This window comes from Neorhizobium huautlense (assembly GCF_030811685.1).
Classification (GTDB): Bacteria; Pseudomonadota; Alphaproteobacteria; order Rhizobiales; family Rhizobiaceae; genus Neorhizobium; species Neorhizobium huautlense_A.
Map to the genome: position 1 here is coordinate 166508 of NZ_JAUSRF010000009.1, position 18082 is coordinate 184589.

23 protein-coding genes are annotated in these 18082 nt (G+C 59.9%); 17 read left to right on the top strand and 6 right to left on the bottom strand.

Translation table 11 applies throughout. The features are described 5' to 3' along the window. The first annotated feature begins 4 nt into the window (after positions 1-4). The 7 genes from J2T09_RS15150 (at position 5) to J2T09_RS15180 (ending at position 4173) form a co-directional block, all read left to right on the top strand. Positions 5-493: a GNAT family N-acetyltransferase gene (locus tag J2T09_RS15150; RefSeq protein ID WP_306836056.1), complete on the top strand. Its 489-nt coding sequence runs from the start codon at positions 5-7 to the stop codon at positions 491-493. Between the two features lie 11 nt (positions 494-504). Further along, entirely contained in the window at positions 505-930 is a 426-nt protein-coding gene (locus tag J2T09_RS15155; protein ID WP_306836059.1) for a bleomycin resistance protein, read from the top strand. A 112-nt stretch (positions 931-1042) separates the two neighbouring features. After that, a complete protein-coding gene (locus J2T09_RS15160) occupies positions 1043-1828 on the top strand; it encodes a sulfite exporter TauE/SafE family protein (RefSeq protein ID WP_306836062.1) in 786 nt (261 codons plus the stop codon). 6 nt (positions 1829-1834) lie between these two features. Then, positions 1835-2113, top strand: coding sequence for a hypothetical protein (locus tag J2T09_RS15165; protein WP_306836063.1), 279 nt, complete (start codon positions 1835-1837; stop codon positions 2111-2113). Between the two features lie 168 nt (positions 2114-2281). After that, on the top strand, positions 2282-2713 hold the full coding sequence (locus J2T09_RS15170; RefSeq protein WP_306836065.1) for an ABZJ_00895 family protein: 432 nt from the start codon (positions 2282-2284) through the stop codon (positions 2711-2713). A gap of 42 nt (positions 2714-2755) precedes the next feature. Further along, entirely contained in the window at positions 2756-2923 is a 168-nt protein-coding gene (locus J2T09_RS15175; RefSeq protein ID WP_306836067.1) for a hypothetical protein, read from the top strand. Positions 2924-3045: 122 nt separating this feature from the next. Next, positions 3046-4173: a polysaccharide deacetylase family protein gene (locus J2T09_RS15180; RefSeq protein WP_306836069.1), complete on the top strand. Its 1128-nt coding sequence runs from the start codon at positions 3046-3048 to the stop codon at positions 4171-4173. 320 nt (positions 4174-4493) lie between these two features. Here J2T09_RS15180 and pdxH read toward each other — a convergent pair whose 3' ends face one another. Next, a complete protein-coding gene (pdxH, locus tag J2T09_RS15185; protein ID WP_306836072.1) occupies positions 4494-5114 on the bottom strand; it encodes a pyridoxamine 5'-phosphate oxidase in 621 nt (206 codons plus the stop codon). 61 nt (positions 5115-5175) lie between these two features. Between pdxH and J2T09_RS15190 the strand changes: the two genes are divergently transcribed. The 4 genes from J2T09_RS15190 (at position 5176) to J2T09_RS15205 (ending at position 8698) form a co-directional block, all read left to right on the top strand. Beyond that, positions 5176-5622 carry an RT0821/Lpp0805 family surface protein gene (locus tag J2T09_RS15190; protein ID WP_306836074.1) on the top strand — a complete coding sequence of 149 codons (447 nt, stop codon included), beginning with the start codon at positions 5176-5178 and terminating at the stop codon, positions 5620-5622. A gap of 235 nt (positions 5623-5857) precedes the next feature. Then, positions 5858-7114: a J domain-containing protein gene (locus J2T09_RS15195; protein ID WP_306836075.1), complete on the top strand. Its 1257-nt coding sequence runs from the start codon at positions 5858-5860 to the stop codon at positions 7112-7114. A 151-nt stretch (positions 7115-7265) separates the two neighbouring features. Further along, positions 7266-8084 (top strand): enoyl-ACP reductase FabI, encoded by an 819-nt coding sequence (gene fabI / locus J2T09_RS15200; RefSeq protein WP_306836077.1) that lies wholly within the window; start codon positions 7266-7268, stop codon positions 8082-8084. Positions 8085-8107: 23 nt separating this feature from the next. Then, positions 8108-8698, top strand: a complete 591-nt coding sequence (locus tag J2T09_RS15205) for a histidine phosphatase family protein (protein WP_306836080.1) — start codon at positions 8108-8110, stop codon at positions 8696-8698. 19 nt (positions 8699-8717) lie between these two features. On the opposite strand, the gene J2T09_RS15210 is transcribed toward J2T09_RS15205, so the two are convergent. From J2T09_RS15210 to J2T09_RS15220, 3 genes are all read right to left on the bottom strand, one after another. Then, positions 8718-9140: a hypothetical protein gene (locus tag J2T09_RS15210; RefSeq protein ID WP_306836082.1), complete on the bottom strand. Its 423-nt coding sequence runs from the start codon at positions 9138-9140 to the stop codon at positions 8718-8720. Beyond that, entirely contained in the window at positions 9137-9391 is a 255-nt protein-coding gene (locus tag J2T09_RS15215; protein WP_306836084.1) for a hypothetical protein, read from the bottom strand. The genes J2T09_RS15210 and J2T09_RS15215 overlap by 4 nt, the downstream gene beginning before the upstream one ends. Before the next feature lie 153 nt (positions 9392-9544). Further along, entirely contained in the window at positions 9545-9670 is a 126-nt protein-coding gene (locus J2T09_RS15220; protein WP_306836085.1) for a hypothetical protein, read from the bottom strand. A gap of 359 nt (positions 9671-10029) precedes the next feature. On the opposite strand from J2T09_RS15220, the gene J2T09_RS15225 reads away from it, so the two are divergent. Then, positions 10030-10545 carry a hypothetical protein gene (locus tag J2T09_RS15225; RefSeq protein ID WP_306836087.1) on the top strand — a complete coding sequence of 172 codons (516 nt, stop codon included), beginning with the start codon at positions 10030-10032 and terminating at the stop codon, positions 10543-10545. A 43-nt stretch (positions 10546-10588) separates the two neighbouring features. After that, on the top strand, positions 10589-11218 hold the full coding sequence (locus tag J2T09_RS15230; RefSeq protein ID WP_306836089.1) for a hypothetical protein: 630 nt from the start codon (positions 10589-10591) through the stop codon (positions 11216-11218). 33 nt (positions 11219-11251) lie between these two features. On the opposite strand, the gene J2T09_RS15235 is transcribed toward J2T09_RS15230, so the two are convergent. Continuing rightward, complete coding sequence (locus tag J2T09_RS15235) at positions 11252-11512, bottom strand: DUF1344 domain-containing protein (RefSeq protein ID WP_306836091.1); 261 nt, start codon at positions 11510-11512, stop codon at positions 11252-11254. A gap of 326 nt (positions 11513-11838) precedes the next feature. Here J2T09_RS15235 and J2T09_RS15240 point away from each other — a divergent pair, with 326 nt between their 5' ends. From J2T09_RS15240 to J2T09_RS15255, 4 genes are all read left to right on the top strand, one after another. Beyond that, positions 11839-14955, top strand: a complete 3117-nt coding sequence (locus tag J2T09_RS15240) for a putative bifunctional diguanylate cyclase/phosphodiesterase (RefSeq protein WP_306836093.1) — start codon at positions 11839-11841, stop codon at positions 14953-14955. Positions 14956-15036: 81 nt separating this feature from the next. After that, the gene (gene aroC, locus J2T09_RS15245; RefSeq protein ID WP_306836095.1) at positions 15037-16134 is read left to right on the top strand and encodes a chorismate synthase; all 1098 of its coding nucleotides are present in this window, start codon (positions 15037-15039) and stop codon (positions 16132-16134) included. Positions 16135-16229: 95 nt separating this feature from the next. Further along, positions 16230-16478, top strand: a complete 249-nt coding sequence (locus J2T09_RS15250) for a BrnT family toxin (protein WP_306836096.1) — start codon at positions 16230-16232, stop codon at positions 16476-16478. Continuing rightward, complete coding sequence (locus J2T09_RS15255; protein ID WP_306836098.1) at positions 16475-16792, top strand: BrnA antitoxin family protein; 318 nt, start codon at positions 16475-16477, stop codon at positions 16790-16792. The genes J2T09_RS15250 and J2T09_RS15255 overlap by 4 nt, the downstream gene beginning before the upstream one ends. Before the next feature lie 9 nt (positions 16793-16801). Here J2T09_RS15255 and J2T09_RS15260 read toward each other — a convergent pair whose 3' ends face one another. Continuing rightward, the gene (locus J2T09_RS15260; RefSeq protein WP_306836099.1) at positions 16802-17995 is read right to left on the bottom strand and encodes a winged helix-turn-helix domain-containing protein; all 1194 of its coding nucleotides are present in this window, start codon (positions 17993-17995) and stop codon (positions 16802-16804) included. Positions 17996-18082 lie beyond the last annotated feature (87 nt).

The window sequence follows — 18082 nt, forward strand, 5'->3', positions numbered from 1 at the left end:
TGTCATGAGCGAGATCACCGTCCGGCCTTTTGAACCGAAAGATGCGGACGGTGTCATCGCCGTCATCCTGCCGATCCAGCGCGAAGAGTTCGGCTTTTCCATCACAGCCGAGGACCAGCCGGATTTGTCTGTCATTCCCGACTTCTACCAGACCGGCAAAGGCGGGTTCTGGGTGGCGGAAAAGGACGGAAAAATCGTCGGCACGATCGGGCTGAAAGACATCGGCAACGATCAGGCGACGCTGCGAAAGATGTTCGTGGCGGCGGCTGCGCGCGGGCGCGAACATGGCACGGCGGCAAGATTGCTGGAGCAGCTGTTTGCCCATGCCACCGAGACTGGTCTCAGCGAGATCTTTCTCGGCACGACCGAAAGATTTCTGGCCGCACACCGTTTTTATGAAAAGCACGGCTTTGCGCAGGTGGACAAGGCGGATTTGCCGGAAGCGTTTCTGTTTATGAAGGTGGATACCCGGTTTTATAAGCGTGGGGTGTGACGGTCGCTTTTATGGGAAACCCGCTTGTGCCGGAATTGTCGGTATCCGACTGGCTGCAAAGCCGCCGCTTCTATTGCGACCTGATCGGCTTTTCCGTTCTTTATGAGCGGCCCGAAGAGGGTTTCTGTTATCTCGACCTCGATGGCGCGCAACTGATGATCGACCAGATCGGTATCGGTCGCGATTTCGGGCTCGATGGTGCGCCGCTGGAAAAACCTTTCGGACGCGGGCTCAACCTGCAGATCCGCGTGCCGGACGTGTGCGCCATTCTGGACCGACTGGCGGCAATCGGCCTTGAACCCAATCTACCGCTCGAGGAAAAATGGTATCGTCGCGGCGATCGGGAGGTCGGCAACCGGCAGTTCGTGGTCGCCGACCCTGATGGTTATCTGCTGCGGCTGTTCGAAGATCTGGGCGAGCGACCGCACGCATTCTGAATCGGATGTCGCGGGATGTCCGCAAGCCTCCACCTCAAATTCCGTTGCTTGACACCTCCCCAAAAATCCCGCCACCTGCGGCGCTTCGCAGTTCGCCAAGCAGCCCGCCACCATGTCCTACGCAAACCTTCTCGATACGCTCAACGCCTGGCTGCCCGGCCAGAACTGGTCACAGGTCGCCTTCGTTTTTGCCGCCGCCACCATCGCCGGTCTCGCCCGTGGCTTCTCCGGTTTTGGCGGCGCGCTGATTTTTGTGCCGCTCGCCGGCGCCGCCATGAGCCCGAAAATCGCCTCGGCGCTGCTGCTTCTGATCGATGGCACGATGACGCTCGGCATGGTGCCGGCGGGATGGAAAAAGGCCAATCGCCGCGAGGTCGGCACGATGCTGATCGGTGCGCTTTTCGGCGTACCGCTCGGCACCGCGCTTCTGGCGCTTAGCTCCCCGGTGACGCTGCGCTGGATCATCTCCATCGTGGTTCTGCTGCTGCTCGCCTTCCTGATGTCCGGCTGGCGCTACCATGGGCGCCCAAAGGTGCCGCTGACGATCGGCGTCGGCTGGCTGGCCGGCCTGTTCGGTGGTGCGGCGCAAATGTCCGGCCCGCCCATCGTCGCCTACTGGCTGGGCGGCGCCATTCCGCCGCAGACGGTGCGTGCCAATCTCGTCGTCTATTTTGCGCTGGCCACGGTGATTTCCGCCACCTCCTATATCGTCAGCGGTATTCTGACGTTGCAAGTGGTGCTGCTCGCCGCCGTCATCGCCCCCGGTTATGGCGCCGGGCTTTATCTCGGCTCGCACCTGTTCGGCATCGCCAGCGAAAAGACTTTTAGGCGGATCTGTTTCGGGTTGATCGCGATGGCGGGCGTGGTCGGGCTGCCGCTGTTCGATGCGTGGCGGTGAGAAAAAATGGCGGGTGAAGCGTTCAAAGCCTGGCACGCGGAATTTGCCCGGTCCGGGGTGATCCGGCCGGTGAAGCTCGGCATGTCCCGGCATCAACTGGAACAGCTGTTCGGCCTGCCCGACGACATGGGCGGCGTTTCGCGAACACGCAAACAGCCGTCGATCTGGCTTTATGACGGGCTGGAATTTCATTTCGCCGCGTCAGGCGACGACCGGCTTTGCCTGATTTTTCGCGACGACGAAAATGGTGTCGTTATGACCAGCTTCGCCGACGACCACATTTAGGGCGCCCCTTCCGCCTCCCTGCGTCTTCCATCGCCGGATTGATGTATTGCGAATGCACAAAATTTCTGCAAATTGAATCCCCATCGCCAACGCGGATGATCCGACAGCAAAACCACAACATCGGCGTTCGTTAAAAAAGTTCTAATCTTTTCCATGAGGGAAAAATTCATGCAGAATGCAGATGAACGCCCGGCCTCGACACTGTTCATACTGGGTATTTTTACCGCGACATTTCTGGCTCTGGTCGTTCTTCTGATTCTTGTCGTCCTGTTCCTGCCCTTCAACAATCCGGCCATGGGCCTGATCGTGGTTTTTGCGGCCGGCGGCGTGGCGGCCAATCTGTGGTTTTCGCGCGAGAAGGCAGCGCCGACGAGCGGCCGCGCCTGGAGCCATGCGGTGATGTGCGGCGTCATCGCCACCGTCCTTTCTTCCGCGCTGGCCATTCTCGGCCTGTCGGGCGACGATCGGCTGTGGAGCGAACTGAACGCCGCCGGCCTGACCATGGTGATTGTCCTTGCCGTCATCACGGTGATCCAGATCCTCATCGTCCGCCTCAGCTTCTGGGTGACATTCCGCCAGGCGGTGAAGAAGGCTGCGTAAACCGCGGCCTGCCGCACCCGCGAAGATAACCGGAGCGAGGGTATGGAATTCATCAAAGCCCTCCTGGGAAATTTCGTATTCTTCGCTCTTCTTCTTGGCGGAATGGCGGTGCTGTTTACCGGCATGCGCTTCGATTGGGCGCTGTATGTGTTCCTGCTCGCGATCACGGCCTTCGTGATCTTTGTCTATTGGCCACGAAAACCCCGATAGGCACCATCCCTCCCGACAAAACCCGGCCCTCCCCCAAATCCCCGCCCGCCATTCTTTAACAACGCTTAAGACAACCGCGCTAGTTTCCCTCAAATGATCACATCCGGGGTGGTGTACATACGATGACGGGCAGGTTTGACGCAGTCTGGCGCCGAAGCGTCAAGCGGGCGCTGATCCTCGGTGGCCTCGAAGCGGCCGCCCTTGCCGCGCGTGCCAATTTTTGGCCCGGCGCCCGTGGCCGCGGCGCCATTTTTACGCTGCACCATGTACGCCCGCCGGAAGGGCATCCGGCCGAACCCAATGCCCATCTCGATATCACGCCGGAATTTCTCGATCGCGCCATCCGCCGGCTGAAGGCCGATGGTTATGAATTCCTGTCGCTCTGTGATGTCGCAACGCGGATGAAAGAACCTCATGGCCCCGGCGCAAAACCCTTTGCCGCCTTCACGCTGGATGACGGGTATCGCGACAATGTCGAATACGCCCTGCCGGTTTTCGAGCGCCACGGCGTGCCCTTCACCATTTTTGTCGCCAAGGGGTTTGCGACACGCACCCACGGCATGTGGTGGGAAACGCTGGCTGCGCTTTTGAATGTGCTGCCGGAAATCCGTTTCGATTTCGGCCCAAATTCCGGCCCTGGCGAGATCAGCCTGCCGCTTGAAACCGCGCCCGACAAGCTCGATGCCTTCGACCGTTTTTCGCGCTTCATCGCTTCGGGTCCCGAAACCGAACAGGTGGCGGTGATCGATGCGCTGGCCGCCCGCCACGGCATCGATGCGCTCAAGATCACCGCGCAACTGACCATGGATGTCGAGGAATTGCGGGCGCTTTCGCAAAACCCGCTGGCATCGCTCGGCGCCCACACCGTCAGCCACCGTTCCATCGCGCAACTGGACAGGGCCGAAGCGCGGCAGGAAATGCTCGCCTGCATCGAATGGATGGAAACGGCCTTCGGCACCCGCCCGAAAACGTTTGCCTACCCCTATGGCACGGCCAATGCCGTGTCGGAACGTGACAAGGATCTGGCACGCGAACTGGGCTTTGATCTCGCCGTCACCACCCGGCCGGGCACGCTCAATGAGACCTTGCGCGACCGCATGACCGGCCTGCCGCGCATTTCGCTGAACGGGTATTATCAGGTACCGCGTTATGTTTCCGCGCTGGCTTCGGGACTGCCCTTTGCGTTGTCGGCCAAACCACGTATGGCGGGAGACAAGGAATTGTCGCCGGCGGGCGAAGTGGTGGGGTAGTCCTATCAGATTTGCTGTGGCGCCATAACTCTTCTCCCCGTTTTGACGGCAAGGCTACCGCATATGGCATTGTGATGGTGCCGCCAGCCAATCTCCCCCCTTGAGGGGGAGATGTCCGGCAGGACAGAGGGGGATATTTCTGGCGCAAATGCCGATTTCACCCCGCCTGCCGCACCGTTGTTTACCCCCCTCTGTCACCTTTCGGTGACATCTCCCCCTCAAGGGGGGAGATTATTGGGAGCAAGCCGCACCACCTCAGATCATAGCGATATCCCTGCCCTCAAGGGGGGAGATCGGCTGGGCGCACCCTCACCCGAAAATCACGGATACATCCGCACCTTCTGCCAATCCCCCTCCGGCGTGTCGCGTCGGAATTCCACGCGGTCGTGAAGCCGGAACGGGCGGTCGTGCCAGAATTCGATCGACACCGGCCTGATGCGGAAACCCGACCAGTGCGGTGGCCGCGGAATTTCGCCGATCGCGTATCGCGCGGTATATTCGGCCACCGCCTTTTCCAGCGCAAACCGGCCTTCCAGCGGCCGCGACTGTTTTGAGGCCCAGGCGCCGATGCGGCTGCCGCGCGGGCGTGTCGCATAATATTCGTCGGCTTCCGCGTCCGTCACCACCTCGACCTCGCCACGCAGGCGCACCTGCCGCCGCAGCGATTTCCAGTGGAAAACCATGGCCGCTTTCTGTTGCCCCAACAGTTCACGGCCCTTCTGGCTTTCGAAATTCGTGTAGAACACGAAACCGCGTTCGTCATACCCCTTCAACAGCACCATGCGCACATTTGGCAGGCCATTTTCGTCCACCGTTGCAACCGCAACGGCGTTCGGATCGTTGATCTCGGAGGCCGTAGCATCTTTCAACCAGGCGCCGAACAGCGAAAATGGTTCATTTCCCTCGGTGAAGTCACCGGATGTTAACTCAACTTCTGTCATATTGACGAAAATGCTCCCGATATATGAAGTGCATCCGAAACAGTTTCGAAGTGGACGCAAGTTGGCATTGATAGCAAAGACATTTAACCGCACAAGCCAGAGACGCCCGTTTGCGGCCAAAGGTCTTGCGATTATTGCCGTTGCCGCCGCGCTGTCCAGTTGCACCAGTTCGCTCGACCTGTTTGGCGGCGACAAGGTCGATCGCATGTCGACCGGCACGATACAGGCCAAGCGCAACCCGACCACCATGTCCGACGAAGTGACCGTGCAGAACGCCGTGTCCTCGGCCGACCTTTCCAAGGTGTCGATGTCGCCGCTGCCCTGGGCCAACACCACCACCGGCAGCGCCGGCGTGGTTTCCTCCATTCGCGAAGGCCGCAACCAGGGCCACATCTGCCGCGACTTTACCACGACGCGCCATTCCTTTGAAGGCATTGCCCAATTTACCGGCCAGACCTGCCTGACAAATTCCGGTGACTGGATGCTGACCTCCTTCGACCGCCAGTAAAGTCACCGGTAAATCTACCTTCCCGAGACACAAGAATATCCCCGGTAACCTTTTATAGCGGTTGCCGTTTACCTTGATTTTCAACACCTCCTTAGCGGTTCATCTGGTAACGTCTTGCCATTACGCAGACGCCTGACCGGACATGAGGAACCGAGGGCGCCCTGCAAGAGTTCCTTTGTCTCGGGGGTCCAGGATGATCGCGGACCCGCCGCCCAAGCGTAACCGGTGGTGCAAGATGCGCGATCCCTATTCCGTCCTCGGCGTGAAACGCAACGCGGACGCCGACGAAATCAAGGCCGCATGGCGTTCGAAGGCGAAATCCGTCCATCCGGATCATAATCTCGACGATCCGAGCGCGACCGGCCGTTTTGCAGAAGTCGGCCAGGCCTATGACGTCCTGAAGGATCCGGACAAGCGCCGTCGTTACGACAAGGCCGCCGACATGCACCAGACCATCATGCAGCAGCGTGAAGCCGCCAGACAGGCGGAAGAACGCGCAAAAGCCGCGCGTGCCAACGCCGAAAAGGTGATGGAAGAACTGGCCCGCGCCAATGCGCAGCGCGCCCAGAACCAGTCTCAGGCACAGGCAAAGCCCAAGGCCGCCGCGCAATCTCAGGCTCACGCCCAGACCCAGACGAACAATGCCGACGAGCCGCCGGTCGAAGACGCCGAAGACATGATCGAGCGCATTTTCGGCTCGGGCGACGAAGCCACCGATGCCGCGCGTGAAAAAGCAGCCGCACAGGCGAAAGCCCAGGCACAGCAGCAGGCGCAACAACAAGCTCAAGCTCAAGCTCAGGCACAAGCGAAGGCCAAGGCCGACGCTGCCGCCGACACCAGGGCCGAGGCCGGCTCCGAAACCGTCGCATCCGCAGATGACAATGCCGCCAAGGCCGAACCCGCGCCAAAACAGCCTTTGCCCATGCAGGCCGTCGAACTGGTGGCAGCCCTCGTGCGCCGCTGGCGTGGCGCCCCGCCGGAAAAGGCACCGGACATGACGGCGGAAGTGATCGTCACGCTGGACGACCTGATCGCCCAGAACACCGTGCCCATGCATCTCGCCGACGAACGCGATGTGAAATTGCCGCTGGAAGCCGGCATGACCGATGGTCATGTGGTGCGGATGAAGGGTCAGGGGCTGAAAATGCCCTCCCCCATCGCCCGCGGCGATCTGGTCGTCACCGTGCGCGTTGCCCGGCACGAACGTTTCCGTCTCGAAGGTTTTGACCTGCACACGGTTTTGGCCATTTCGCTCGAAGATGCCGTGCTCGGCACAGAGACCGAAGTGGAGACACCGGGGGGCAAAGTGCCGATCACCATTCCCGCCTGGTCGGGCTCGGATCGCAGCATCACGCTCGATGGTCTTGGCCTTGCAGATGGTGACGGCGGGCGTGGAGCGCTGGTCGTGGAACTGCGGGTCGTCCTGTGGGAAAAGCCGGACGAAAAGGTTACCGACCTGATGAAACACATGCGCCACGGCCTGTATGTATGAAGGTTTTGCAACAGTTTCTGTTGCTGCGCACCCTTTGTTACGGTCTCTAACAGGAGATGATCTGCCGCAAGCTTGAACCACCGGTCCGCCTATGCCATAGGCAAACGACTATTTGGGCGGGTATCCGCCATTGCAGTTCAGGGGACTATTCATGGTTCAGGCTACCGGCCTCATGGCAGGCAAACGCGGCGTCATCTTCGGCGTCGCCAACAACCGCTCGATCGCATGGGGCATCGCCAAGGCCATTCACGCACAGGGCGGCGAGATCGCTCTCACCTGGCAGGGCGATGCGCTGAAGAAGCGCGTCGAGCCTCTCGCCACCGAAATCGGCGCCTTCATGGCCGGCCACTGTGACGTGACCGACGAAGCGTCGATCGACGAAGTCTTCGCCAATGTCGAAAAGGAATGGGGCAAGATCGATTTCATCGTTCACGCCATCGGCTTTTCCGACAAGGACGAACTGACCGGTCGTTACGTCGACACCTCCGCCGACAACTTCGCCAAGACGATGCAGATCTCGGTCTATTCCTTCACCTCGATCGCACGCCGCGCCGAAAAGCTGATGACCGATGGCGGCTCGATGCTGACCCTCACCTACTATGGTGCGGAAAAGGTCATGCCGAACTATAACGTCATGGGCGTTGCCAAGGCCGCACTCGAAGCCAGCGTGAAATATCTCGCGGTCGACCTCGGCCCGAAGAACATCCGCGTCAACGCCATTTCGGCCGGCCCGATCAAGACGCTTGCCGCTTCCGGCATCGGCGATTTCCGCTACATTCTGAAGTGGAACGAATATAACGCGCCGCTGCGCCGCACCGTCACCATCGAGGAAGTCGGTGATGTCGGCCTCTACATGCTCTCCGACCTGTCGCGCTCCGTGACCGGCGAAGTGCATCACGCCGACAGCGGTTACCACACGATCGGCATGAAGGCGGTCGACGCGCCTGACATCTCGGTCATCAAGGACTGACTTCTTTATAAAGGCATGCCGCATTGCTGATTTATGTCATTCGCCACGGCCAGACAGACTGGAACGCCGAGGGCCGGCTGCAAGGCCAGAAGGATATCGATCTCAATGACTACGGTCGCTCTCAGGCGACCGCCAACGGCGAGGAACTCAGCGGCCTGATCGATGATCGGGTCGCCGAATTCGACTTCGTATCCAGTCCCATGGCCCGCACGCGCGCAACCATGGAACTGGCGCGCAAGGCCATGGGCCTCCCCCCCAAAGACTACCGCACCGACGAGCGCCTTCGCGAACTTTCCTTCGGAGACTGGGAAGGCTTTACGCTGAAGGAAGTGCGCCAGAGCGAGCCGGAACGGCTTGCCGCCCGCAAGGCCGAAAAATGGGGATTTATCCCGCCCGGCGACGATGCGGAAAGTTATGAAATCCTCTCATGGCGGGTTGGCGCATGGCTGCAATCGGTGACGCAGCCGACCGTGTGCGTCTGCCACGGCGGCGTCATCCGCACGCTGTTTCGGCTTGTCGGCGACATGCCGGAGGATGAGGCCGCGACCATCCCGATCCCGCAGGACCGGATTCTGGTGATCAACCGGGATGAGAAGCGGATCGGCTGGATCTGAGGGACTTGCGTCGGCGGGCCTACCGCCTGCTTTCGCGCAACAGATGCGCCCTCGCCAGATCAGCCAGACGTTTGCGGATCAGATCGAAGAACGCCTTCGTCACCATGCCGTAATCGACGCGGCCCGGATCACCCGGCAGAGCTCGCAAGTGATCACCCGGCCATTCGAACCGATTGATCTCCAGCTTCACATAATTGACGTCGCTATCGAGCCCGATCGATCTGGCAATCTCGGCCGATATCTCGATGGACAATTTTTCTTCTCCGGGTTCCGGATAAGCATGGGTGATCGGCACCACGACGACCAATCCGGTCTCTTTGGAGGAAACAACGATAGCGCAGGGACGATCCTTGCCTCCTGCCGACACGCCCTTCAACTGATCGGCGTGCCAGAGGTAATTGTAGCGAACCACCAGACCCGGAACCGGATCAGGCAGCGTCATTTGCCGACGACGCCATATTCGGCGGCCTCGATCTCGGCCAGCAACGTCTCATCGATATCCTCGATGCGAAGGGCTTCCCGTTCCTTCTGTTTCAGCCGACGATAACGCTCCAGTTCTGCGGCCCCCAGATATCCGCCGATGACACGGCCATGCGAGGTGACCTCGATAACGTCAGTGGAAAACGCCTCGTCGCGATATTTGCCGAACCCACGAGCAAATTCGGTCGCCGATATCTGAATTGCGCGCGCCATGATCAATCTCCACCAAAATGCGCAAATTACAGAAAATGCGTATTTTGTCAAAAACACCGGAGGTCGACCACGATCACCCTGGTGCCGCCTAGCGCTCCGATCACCAGCAAGAGCAGGCTTGACGCCTGCTCTTGGCCTTAACCACCGGGCCGCTCACGGTCCGCGGTTTTCCTTTTCCTTGTTCTCCTGATCACGATGCCACTTGATGGCGTAGAACATGCCCACGCCGAGCACGATGATCTTGAACGGAAAAAAGACGTAAGGAAACCAATCCCACATTTTGGATATGTCCATGCTGTTAATTGACACTTGTCTATCGCAAGCAGCAATACGCCTAAATTGGCGTATGCCATATCAGCCATGTTGACGCAGATGCGATCAGAACTGCTCGTCACGTGACATGGGTGGGCTCGCCGCATGCAGGCAATGATGCAAACCATTAGAAATGCAGACATCTGAAGCAGAAACCCACTGAGATGGTGCTCTCGGGAGGAGCGCGAGTAAAGCATTATTCACACATGAGTTGCATCCTGCCGACAACATTTCCAGTTGTGGAAAGAAAGCGCCCTGCGAGAACCGGAATTCATTTTCGGTGAATGGTCTCGTCAGCGGTCAATTGCGAACTCGTGGATCATCATATGCTGCGTACATTTTTCGCCACTCCGCTTTCTCCTCTCTGGGCGCCGATATACACCGCGTTTTTCACCACGTTATATATGCCGGAACAGGCAGAACTGGCTGCAGATTGGACGCTGCTCTACAAGGCGAGCATATATTGGACATTCGGCCTTGTTTACGGATACATCCCCATGCTGATCCTTGCGCCGATGGCGCATATGGTTTTGCGGTGGAGAAACTATCAGTCTCTGTCCGCTTACATCATCACATGGTTCCTGATGTCGCAGTTGCTGTGGTGGGGATATCTCAACCTAGCCCCGCTGGAAAATGGCGTTTTCAACCAGCTGGTCATGGCATTCTTTTTCAACCTGCCCTGGATCCCTGCGGGTGCAACATTCTGGGCCATCGTCAGGCCGGACAGGCGCAGCCCGAAGAACGGCAAAGCGGTTGAACTCAACGACAGAGCAAAATCCACACCTGCAGCATCCAGCCGACAGCAAAGTTCATTCGGAATGCGCGGACGCGCCCCTCAATAAGCCTGTCGTTGACCTCAGAGCCTGCATTCCCCATCTATCCGGCATGCCCAAACACGCGAAAACCGATATCGAACTGCTGAAAACATGGACGCTGTCGACGGCGGCCACCCTTGGCTCATCCGTTCGTGCAAAAGGCATCCTGCAGGAAATCCAGGCGCGGCTTCCCGCCTTATCGAAAAAGTCGGTCGTGCTTGAAGGCAGCGAGATCACGCTTGCCATGCCCGCCAGCGACAAGGCCGCTTTCTCCGCGGCCGTGGCCGTCATCTCCAGGGTGATGGAAGAGGCCGAAACGCTGCCCGTCATCCCGCGCGAGATAGAGGATATCCTCACCATCAAGACGAGCGAACGCCATCGCTGGCTTGCCGACGGGCGGCTGCCGAGCGCCGGTACCCGCACGGTTCGCCTGAACGGCCGGGCCCGGCAAATCACCTTTCACGTCTTCGACCCCAGGATCGTGGAGGATCTTCTCGACCGGGGAGCCGTCGATGAATGGCGGGAAGAGGATATCGAGGCAAAAGCGGAAAAAAGGCGCCGTGCCGCCTATCAGGCAAAACTGACGCGGTCGCTGAAGAAGGCGAAAAAAGCCTCGGAAAAACCGAGGAGCGACGCGGACGAGGCAGCCCCGGAACTGCGCGGCTGGGAAGAATTCGATGTCGACGGGCTTCTTCGATAAACGAGGATTTAGAGCCCAGCCGACAGCCGGCAGTTACTGCACGATTTCCAGATCATCCACCACGCGGCTGCCGTCAACCACGGTGTAGAACACCACGACCTTTACGCCGGCGGTCAGGCCTTCGAAGTTGAATTCCTCCGGCACCTTGTAGGTTTTGCCGTCATCCAGCGTCAGCGAAAGCTTGCTCACATCCACCGCCTTGATGGTCGCTTCCACATCGACACTCTGCGCCCAGCTATTGATGGGAGAGAGGATGCTGGCCGTTGCCAGAAGTGCGGCGATGAGGATGCGCATTGTGTGAGCCCTAAGGGAGCGGTTCGGTGACTTTGACTTGTACACAGATAGCCTCCTGATTGTGGCGGAATTTGCCCGGGATCGTGACATTTTTAGACTTAATGGTGACCGGAAAATTAACTGTGATTCAAGGGTTTCCGGCCAAATCCTGGCAAGCCCCGAAACATCACGATCCACAACATATCACGACCGTCGATCAGGCTATATTCTTCAATCCTAGATTAACCTTGCGCGAATATGGTCGCAGCAGAATCCGGGTAGTGCGTAAGGGTGAACAAGGTTTGGTGGCTCGCGTTTCGGCACATCGCCATTTCGGCAGCAAACTGATGAGCAAGCGTGCGGCACTGGCGGCCGCGCTCGCCATTACCGGTGCCGTGATCATCGTCGGCATTGCCGTCGATTATCGCAACACATCGAGTTTTCGCGAACAGCTGCGCCAGACGACACAACGCGTTTCGACGCTTTTGAGCGTACGCATGGCGGCCCGCCTGCAGACCGATCTCGATACGACCGAAAACCTGGCGCATGCCTTCATCTCCGAAAGGAGCGCGGATGCCGATCTCTTCCGGGTCGATGCGGCCCGGTATCTCGATCGCAACGAACATTTTGCCGGCATCATTACGGCGCCGAATTTCGAACTCGACCGCGTCTTTCTCCGCTCCTCGGAACAGGTGACGGGAAATGCCGTACTGCGCGGCAATGGCACGGCGACGCTTGCCGAAGCGATCCGCGCCTACAGGGATATCGAAAAGCCGGTCGTTCTGACCAGCGATCGTTCGCGCGCCGTCGTTATGCTGATGCCGGTCTCCAATCCGGGCGACGCGGACGGCAAGTGGGGCGCCATCGCTGTGGTGATCGACAAGCTCTACCTGTTCGACAGCGCCGGCATTTCGCTTCTGCCGCGCAAGCCCGATGCCAAGCCGATGATCGACCTGAGCTGGCTGAAGGTGGCGATCCGCGATGTGACCCGGCCCGACAATGCCACGTTTTTCGGCTCGTCTCTGAACGAGCCGCTCTCGCACATGATCGATGTTGCCGACGGGCAATGGGAATTGCAGGCCGTTCCGAAGGCGGGCTGGAACGCCGTTCCCGACAACCAGGCCGCCTTCCGGCTGCAATTGCTGCTGGCCGGCCTTGCGATGATCATTCCGGTCTTCATCGCCAGCCTTCTGATCGGCGAGCGCAACCGCAATATTGCTGCCCTTCGCCTGCGCGAAAGCACGCTGATGCAGCTGTCGCAGCGGTTTGCGCTGGCGATGGAAGCGTCCAGCATGGGCGTGTGGGAATTTACCGACGAGATGTTCTGGGATGCTCGCGCCTCCAGCCTGCATGGCGCGATGGCAAGCGACGGCGACAACCGGCTGAACGAATGGCTGGCCGCCATTCACCCGGAAGACCGGCCGGCGGTGGAAGCCTACTTCTTCGCCTGTGCCTGCGCCAATGTCGCATCTTCCGTCATCTACCGCGTCGTGACCGCCGATGGCAGCCTGCGCCATCTGCGCTCGGCCGGTGCAGCCTATCGCAACCCGGATGGAAGCCAGCGTGTGGCCGGCATCGTCTGGGATGTGTCTGCCGACATGACGCTGAACCAGTCGCTGCGCGCCGCCAAGGAAGACAGCGACATCAAGAATGCCGAGCTGGAATTGGCGCTGGACGAGCTTTACAGCCGCGAACAGCAGCTGGAGGAACTGACCGCAAAACTGGGCATGGCGCTTGAATCCTACCGCTGCGGCATCTGGGAATCCCTGCCCGACAGCCGTATCGAACACTGGGATGCGCGGCTTTACCAGTTGCATGGCCTGCCCCATTCGCAAGGCAATGTGACCGCCGAACAATGGATCGAGACGATCCATCCGGAAGACCGTGCCGAGGCGCGCCGCATTTCCGCACATTTCGGCAAGGGTAGCGACGAGCCGCTGGTGGTGCGCGTGCCGCAGCCGGATGGCAGCATCCGGTATGTGCGCTCCGTCGGCAAACTTCATATCGGCCGCGATGGTCGCCGCAAGGTGATCGGCCTTGCCTTCGACGTCACCGACGACGCCATCCTGACCGAGCAGCTGCGCGCCGCCAAACAGGAGGCGGATGCCAAGAATATTGAACTGCAGATGGCCAAGAACAGGATCGAGCACAATTCGCTGCACGACCCTTTGACCATGCTCGCCAACCGCCGCAGCCTCGATATCGCGCTCGACGAAATTTCACGCGCCAGCGAGAGCGAACGGCAGAAGCTTTCGATCCTGCATCTCGATCTCGACCGTTTCAAGCAGATCAACGATACGCTCGGCCATGCCGCCGGCGATGCCATGCTGGTGCATACAGCCCGCATCCTTTTGCGCAGCGTCAATCCCGGTGATCTCGTGGCCCGCATCGGCGGCGACGAATTCGTCATTCTGGTCAAGGACGATTGCAGCACGGCGCATACGGCAGCGCTTTCCAACCGCATCATCGCCGAAATCCGCCAGCCGGTGCAATTCGAGGGTTTCTCCTGTCGTTTCGGCGTCTCCATCGGCATCGCGCAGGCGACCGGCCGCAATATCGATGCGCGCCGCATGCTGGTGAATGCCGATATCGCGCTTTACCGCGCCAAGGCTCAAGGAAGAAACCGCTACGAGTTCTTCACCCAGAACCTGCAGGCGGAAATCATCACCCACAAGCGCACCGCCGACGAAGTGTTGGCGGGTATCGAAAACGACGAGTTCGTCGCCTGGTACCAGCCGCAGTTCGATGCCCGCACGATGAAGCTGACCGGCGCCGAGGCATTGGTGCGCTGGAAACATCCGCAGCATGGCATTCTGGCGCCCGACCGGTTCCTGAAGATCGCCGACGAGCTGAACGTGACGGCAACGCTCGACCAGATCGTGTTGCAGACGGTTCTGAAGGACAAGATGCGCTGGGCGGCACTTGGGCTCGACGTGCCGAAGGTTTCGGTCAACGTCTCGTCCAAACGCCTGCATGACGACACGTTGATCGACACGCTGAAGACGCTCGCCATCACCCCCGGCCAGATTTCCTTCGAACTGGTGGAATCCATTTTTCTCGACGAAAGCGAGGATGCGGCGGCCTCCAACCTCGAACGCATCAAGGCACTCGGCATCGATATCGAGATCGACGATTTTGGCACCGGCCACACATCCATCGTCAGCCTTTTGAAGCTGAAGCCCAAGCGCCTGAAGATCGACCGCCAGCTGGTGATGCCGATCCTCAATTCGCCACAGGAACGCACGCTGGTGCGCTCGATCATCGATATCGCCCGCTCATTGGGCGTGGAAACGGTGGCGGAAGGTGTGGAAAGCATGGCCCATGCCGCCATGTTGCGCGAACTGGGCTGCGACCTGTTGCAGGGCTATGCCTTTGCCCGCCCGCTCGCCTTCGATGCCTTCAACGAGGCGGCGGCACGCGGTTGGGACCTTGCGACCAAGCAGGCGAACGGCACGGCGGCATAAAAGGCTTTCCCCTGAGAGCGTATTTTAATATGACAAACCCGCTTCAAGGCGGGAACGGATCCCGCGCTTTAGCGGGGTCCCATGTCGCATAATTCCTTCGGTCATCTTTTCCGTGTCACCACCTGGGGCGAAAGCCATGGTCCGGCGCTCGGCTGCGTCGTTGACGGCTGCCCTCCCGGCCTGCGCTTCACGCTGGCCGACATCCAGCAGTGGCTGGACAAGCGCAAGCCCGGCCAGTCCCGCTTCGTGACACAGCGCCGCGAGGCCGACGAGGTGAAGGTGCTTTCGGGCGTGATGCTGGACGCGGACGGCGAGACGATGATCTCGACCGGCACGCCGATTTCCATGCTGATCGAAAACACCGACCAGCGCTCCAAGGATTACGGCGAGATCGCCCGCCAGTATCGCCCCGGCCACGCCGACTATACCTATGACACCAAATACGGCATCCGCGACTATCGCGGCGGTGGCCGGTCCTCCGCCCGCGAAACCGCGGCGCGTGTGGCGGCTGGCGGCATTGCCCGCCTCGTCGTGCCGGGTGTGACGGTGCGTGGCGCGCTGGTGCAGATCGGCAAACACAAGATCAACCGCGCCAACTGGGACTGGGCACAGGTGAACGAAAACCCGTTCTTCTGCCCCGACCCGGAAATGGTACCGGTGTGGGAAGACTATCTCGACGGCATCCGCAAGGCCGGCTCTTCCATCGGCGCCGTGGTCGAAGTGGTGGCGGAAGGCGTGCCGGCCGGTCTTGGCGCGCCGATCTATGCCAAACTCGATCAGGATATCGCATCGCTGCTGATGTCCATCAACGCCGTCAAGGGTGTGGAGATCGGCGACGGTTTTGCCTCCGCCGAACTGACCGGCGAGGAAAACGCCGACCAGATGCGCATGGGCAATGACGGCGAACCGATCTTCCTCTCCAACCATGCCGGCGGCATTTTGGGCGGCATCTCGACCGGCCAGCCGCTCGTTGCCCGTTTCGCTATCAAGCCGACCTCCTCGATCCTCACCGAACGTCAGTCTATCGACGCCGATGGCAAGAATGTCGACGTGCGCACCAAGGGCCGCCACGACCCGTGCGTCGGCATCCGCGCCGTGCCGATCGGCGAGGCCATGGTGGCCTGCGCCATCGCCGACCATTTTTTACGCGATCGCGGCCAGACCGGGCGGCTGGACTGAACAGCCCCAATACCCCCTGATCCGCAGGATTGCGGAGCATGCCGACATGAGAGATCGTCGCTCGTTGCTGGGGGGCGATTTTTCGTGTACGAATAATGCGGATTGTCTGGGACGAACGGAAGCGGATCGCTAACATCGAGAAACATCATCTCGATTTCAGCGATCTATCCGAGGAGTTCTTTCTGTCCGCTGTCACTGTTCCGGCAAAGCTTGGTCGCCGCAAAGCGATCGGGCGTTTGCAGAATGGCGTGATCGCCGCAATTTTCCTGATGTTGGGTTCGGAAGGGCTGTCGGTGATTTCCATGCGCCCTGCCCGCCAAGACGAACGGAAGCTTATCGAATGACCACGAAGCCCCATAAGCAAACGGAATTCCAGCCCGGCCGTGGTTATACCAAGGAAGACTGGGACGAGGTTTCCGACAATCCGCCCTGGACGGCAGAGGAGTTGAAAAACGCCCGCCCCTTCCGCGAAGTCTTTCCCGAACTCGCCGCCAAGATGGAAAAAGAAATCGCCGCCCGTGGCCGCCCCCGCGTCGAGGCCCCGAAAGTGGCCGTCACCTTGCGACTTGATCCCGATGTGCTGGAAAAATACAAGGCCGGCGGCAAGGATTGGCGCGCCACCATGGCAGCCGAACTGCGCAAGGCGGCAGGGCTTTAACGCCGCACCCTATTCCCCGCGCCAGCCCTCCAGAAACCGCACGCTCTCCACCCCGGCAAACCGCGCCATGCGCATCAGTTCCGCCTCCAGCTTTTCCAGCCTTCCCGCTGATGCCCGAACGCCGGGTTCCAGCCACAGGCGCTTGACATCCAGCGTGCCCGCCTTGCGGTCTGCCTTCATGTCGATGCGGCCGATCATGCGGTCGCCTTCCATCAGCGGGAAGACATAATAACCGTAGATGCGTTTCGGTTCGGGGACAAAAATCTCGATGCGGTAATTGAAATTGAACAGCCGCTCGGCCCGATCACGGTCGCGCAACAGCGGATCGAAGGGGCTGAGCACGCGGATGCGGTTGGGCGGCTCCGGTATTTTTTCCAGATTTTCCGGAAACCCGGCAAGGGCATACGACGGTCGCGGGCGGCCACCGTTGGCGGGTGTGATGAGAATTTCGACCAATTCGTCGCGATGGGTTTCGACCCACATTTTTGCTTCGAGCGGCGTCACCAGTGCCCAGAAGGCGGCAATTTCGCCAGACGTAGCAAACCCCAGACGCGTCAGCGCGCTGCGGCAGGCCCAGTCGATAAAAACCTCTTCCGTCACTTCCGGCTCGTGGTGATGCTGCGGCAGGACACGTTCGGTGAGGTCGTAGATCTTTTGAAAATTGCGGCGCCCGGCGATGCAGAGCTTGCCGATATGCCAGTAATATTCGAGCGCCGTCTTGTTGGGATGCCAGTTCCACCAGCCGCCGGACTTGTGGTCCTCGGCCTTCATGTCGCGTGACATGATCGCGCCGTTTTCGGCGATATGGCGAAAGGTTTCCTCAAAGGCGGAGTCGTAATTTTCGCCCTGCCATTTTTTCCAGCGTTCTGCCAGATGCGGTTCGCGGCGGCGAAACCGATGTTTCCAGTAGCGGAAAAACTCGGATGGCAGGATGGAAGCATCATGCGTCCAATGCTCGAAAAGCGCACCATCCTTTTCCAGAAGCGTGGTCAGGTGATCGCGCCGATAGGTCTGGTTGCGGGAAAACAGGATCATGTGATGGGCGCGCTCGACGGTAGCAATACTGTCCACCTGCACGAAACCGAGGCCATGGATCAGGGACAGCAGCCCCGCCTTGTCGAGTGCCCGGTTGGGCGCGGCGGAAAGCCCCTGCCGCTCCAGAAAAATGCGCCGTGCCTGTTCATTCGAGATCAGAATAGCCATGAATTGGAGACTATGGCCTTCTGTCGCGAAGTCAATGTTCTTTTTTTGTTCTTAATTCCCCTCAATCCTGATAGAGTTTATAGAGCG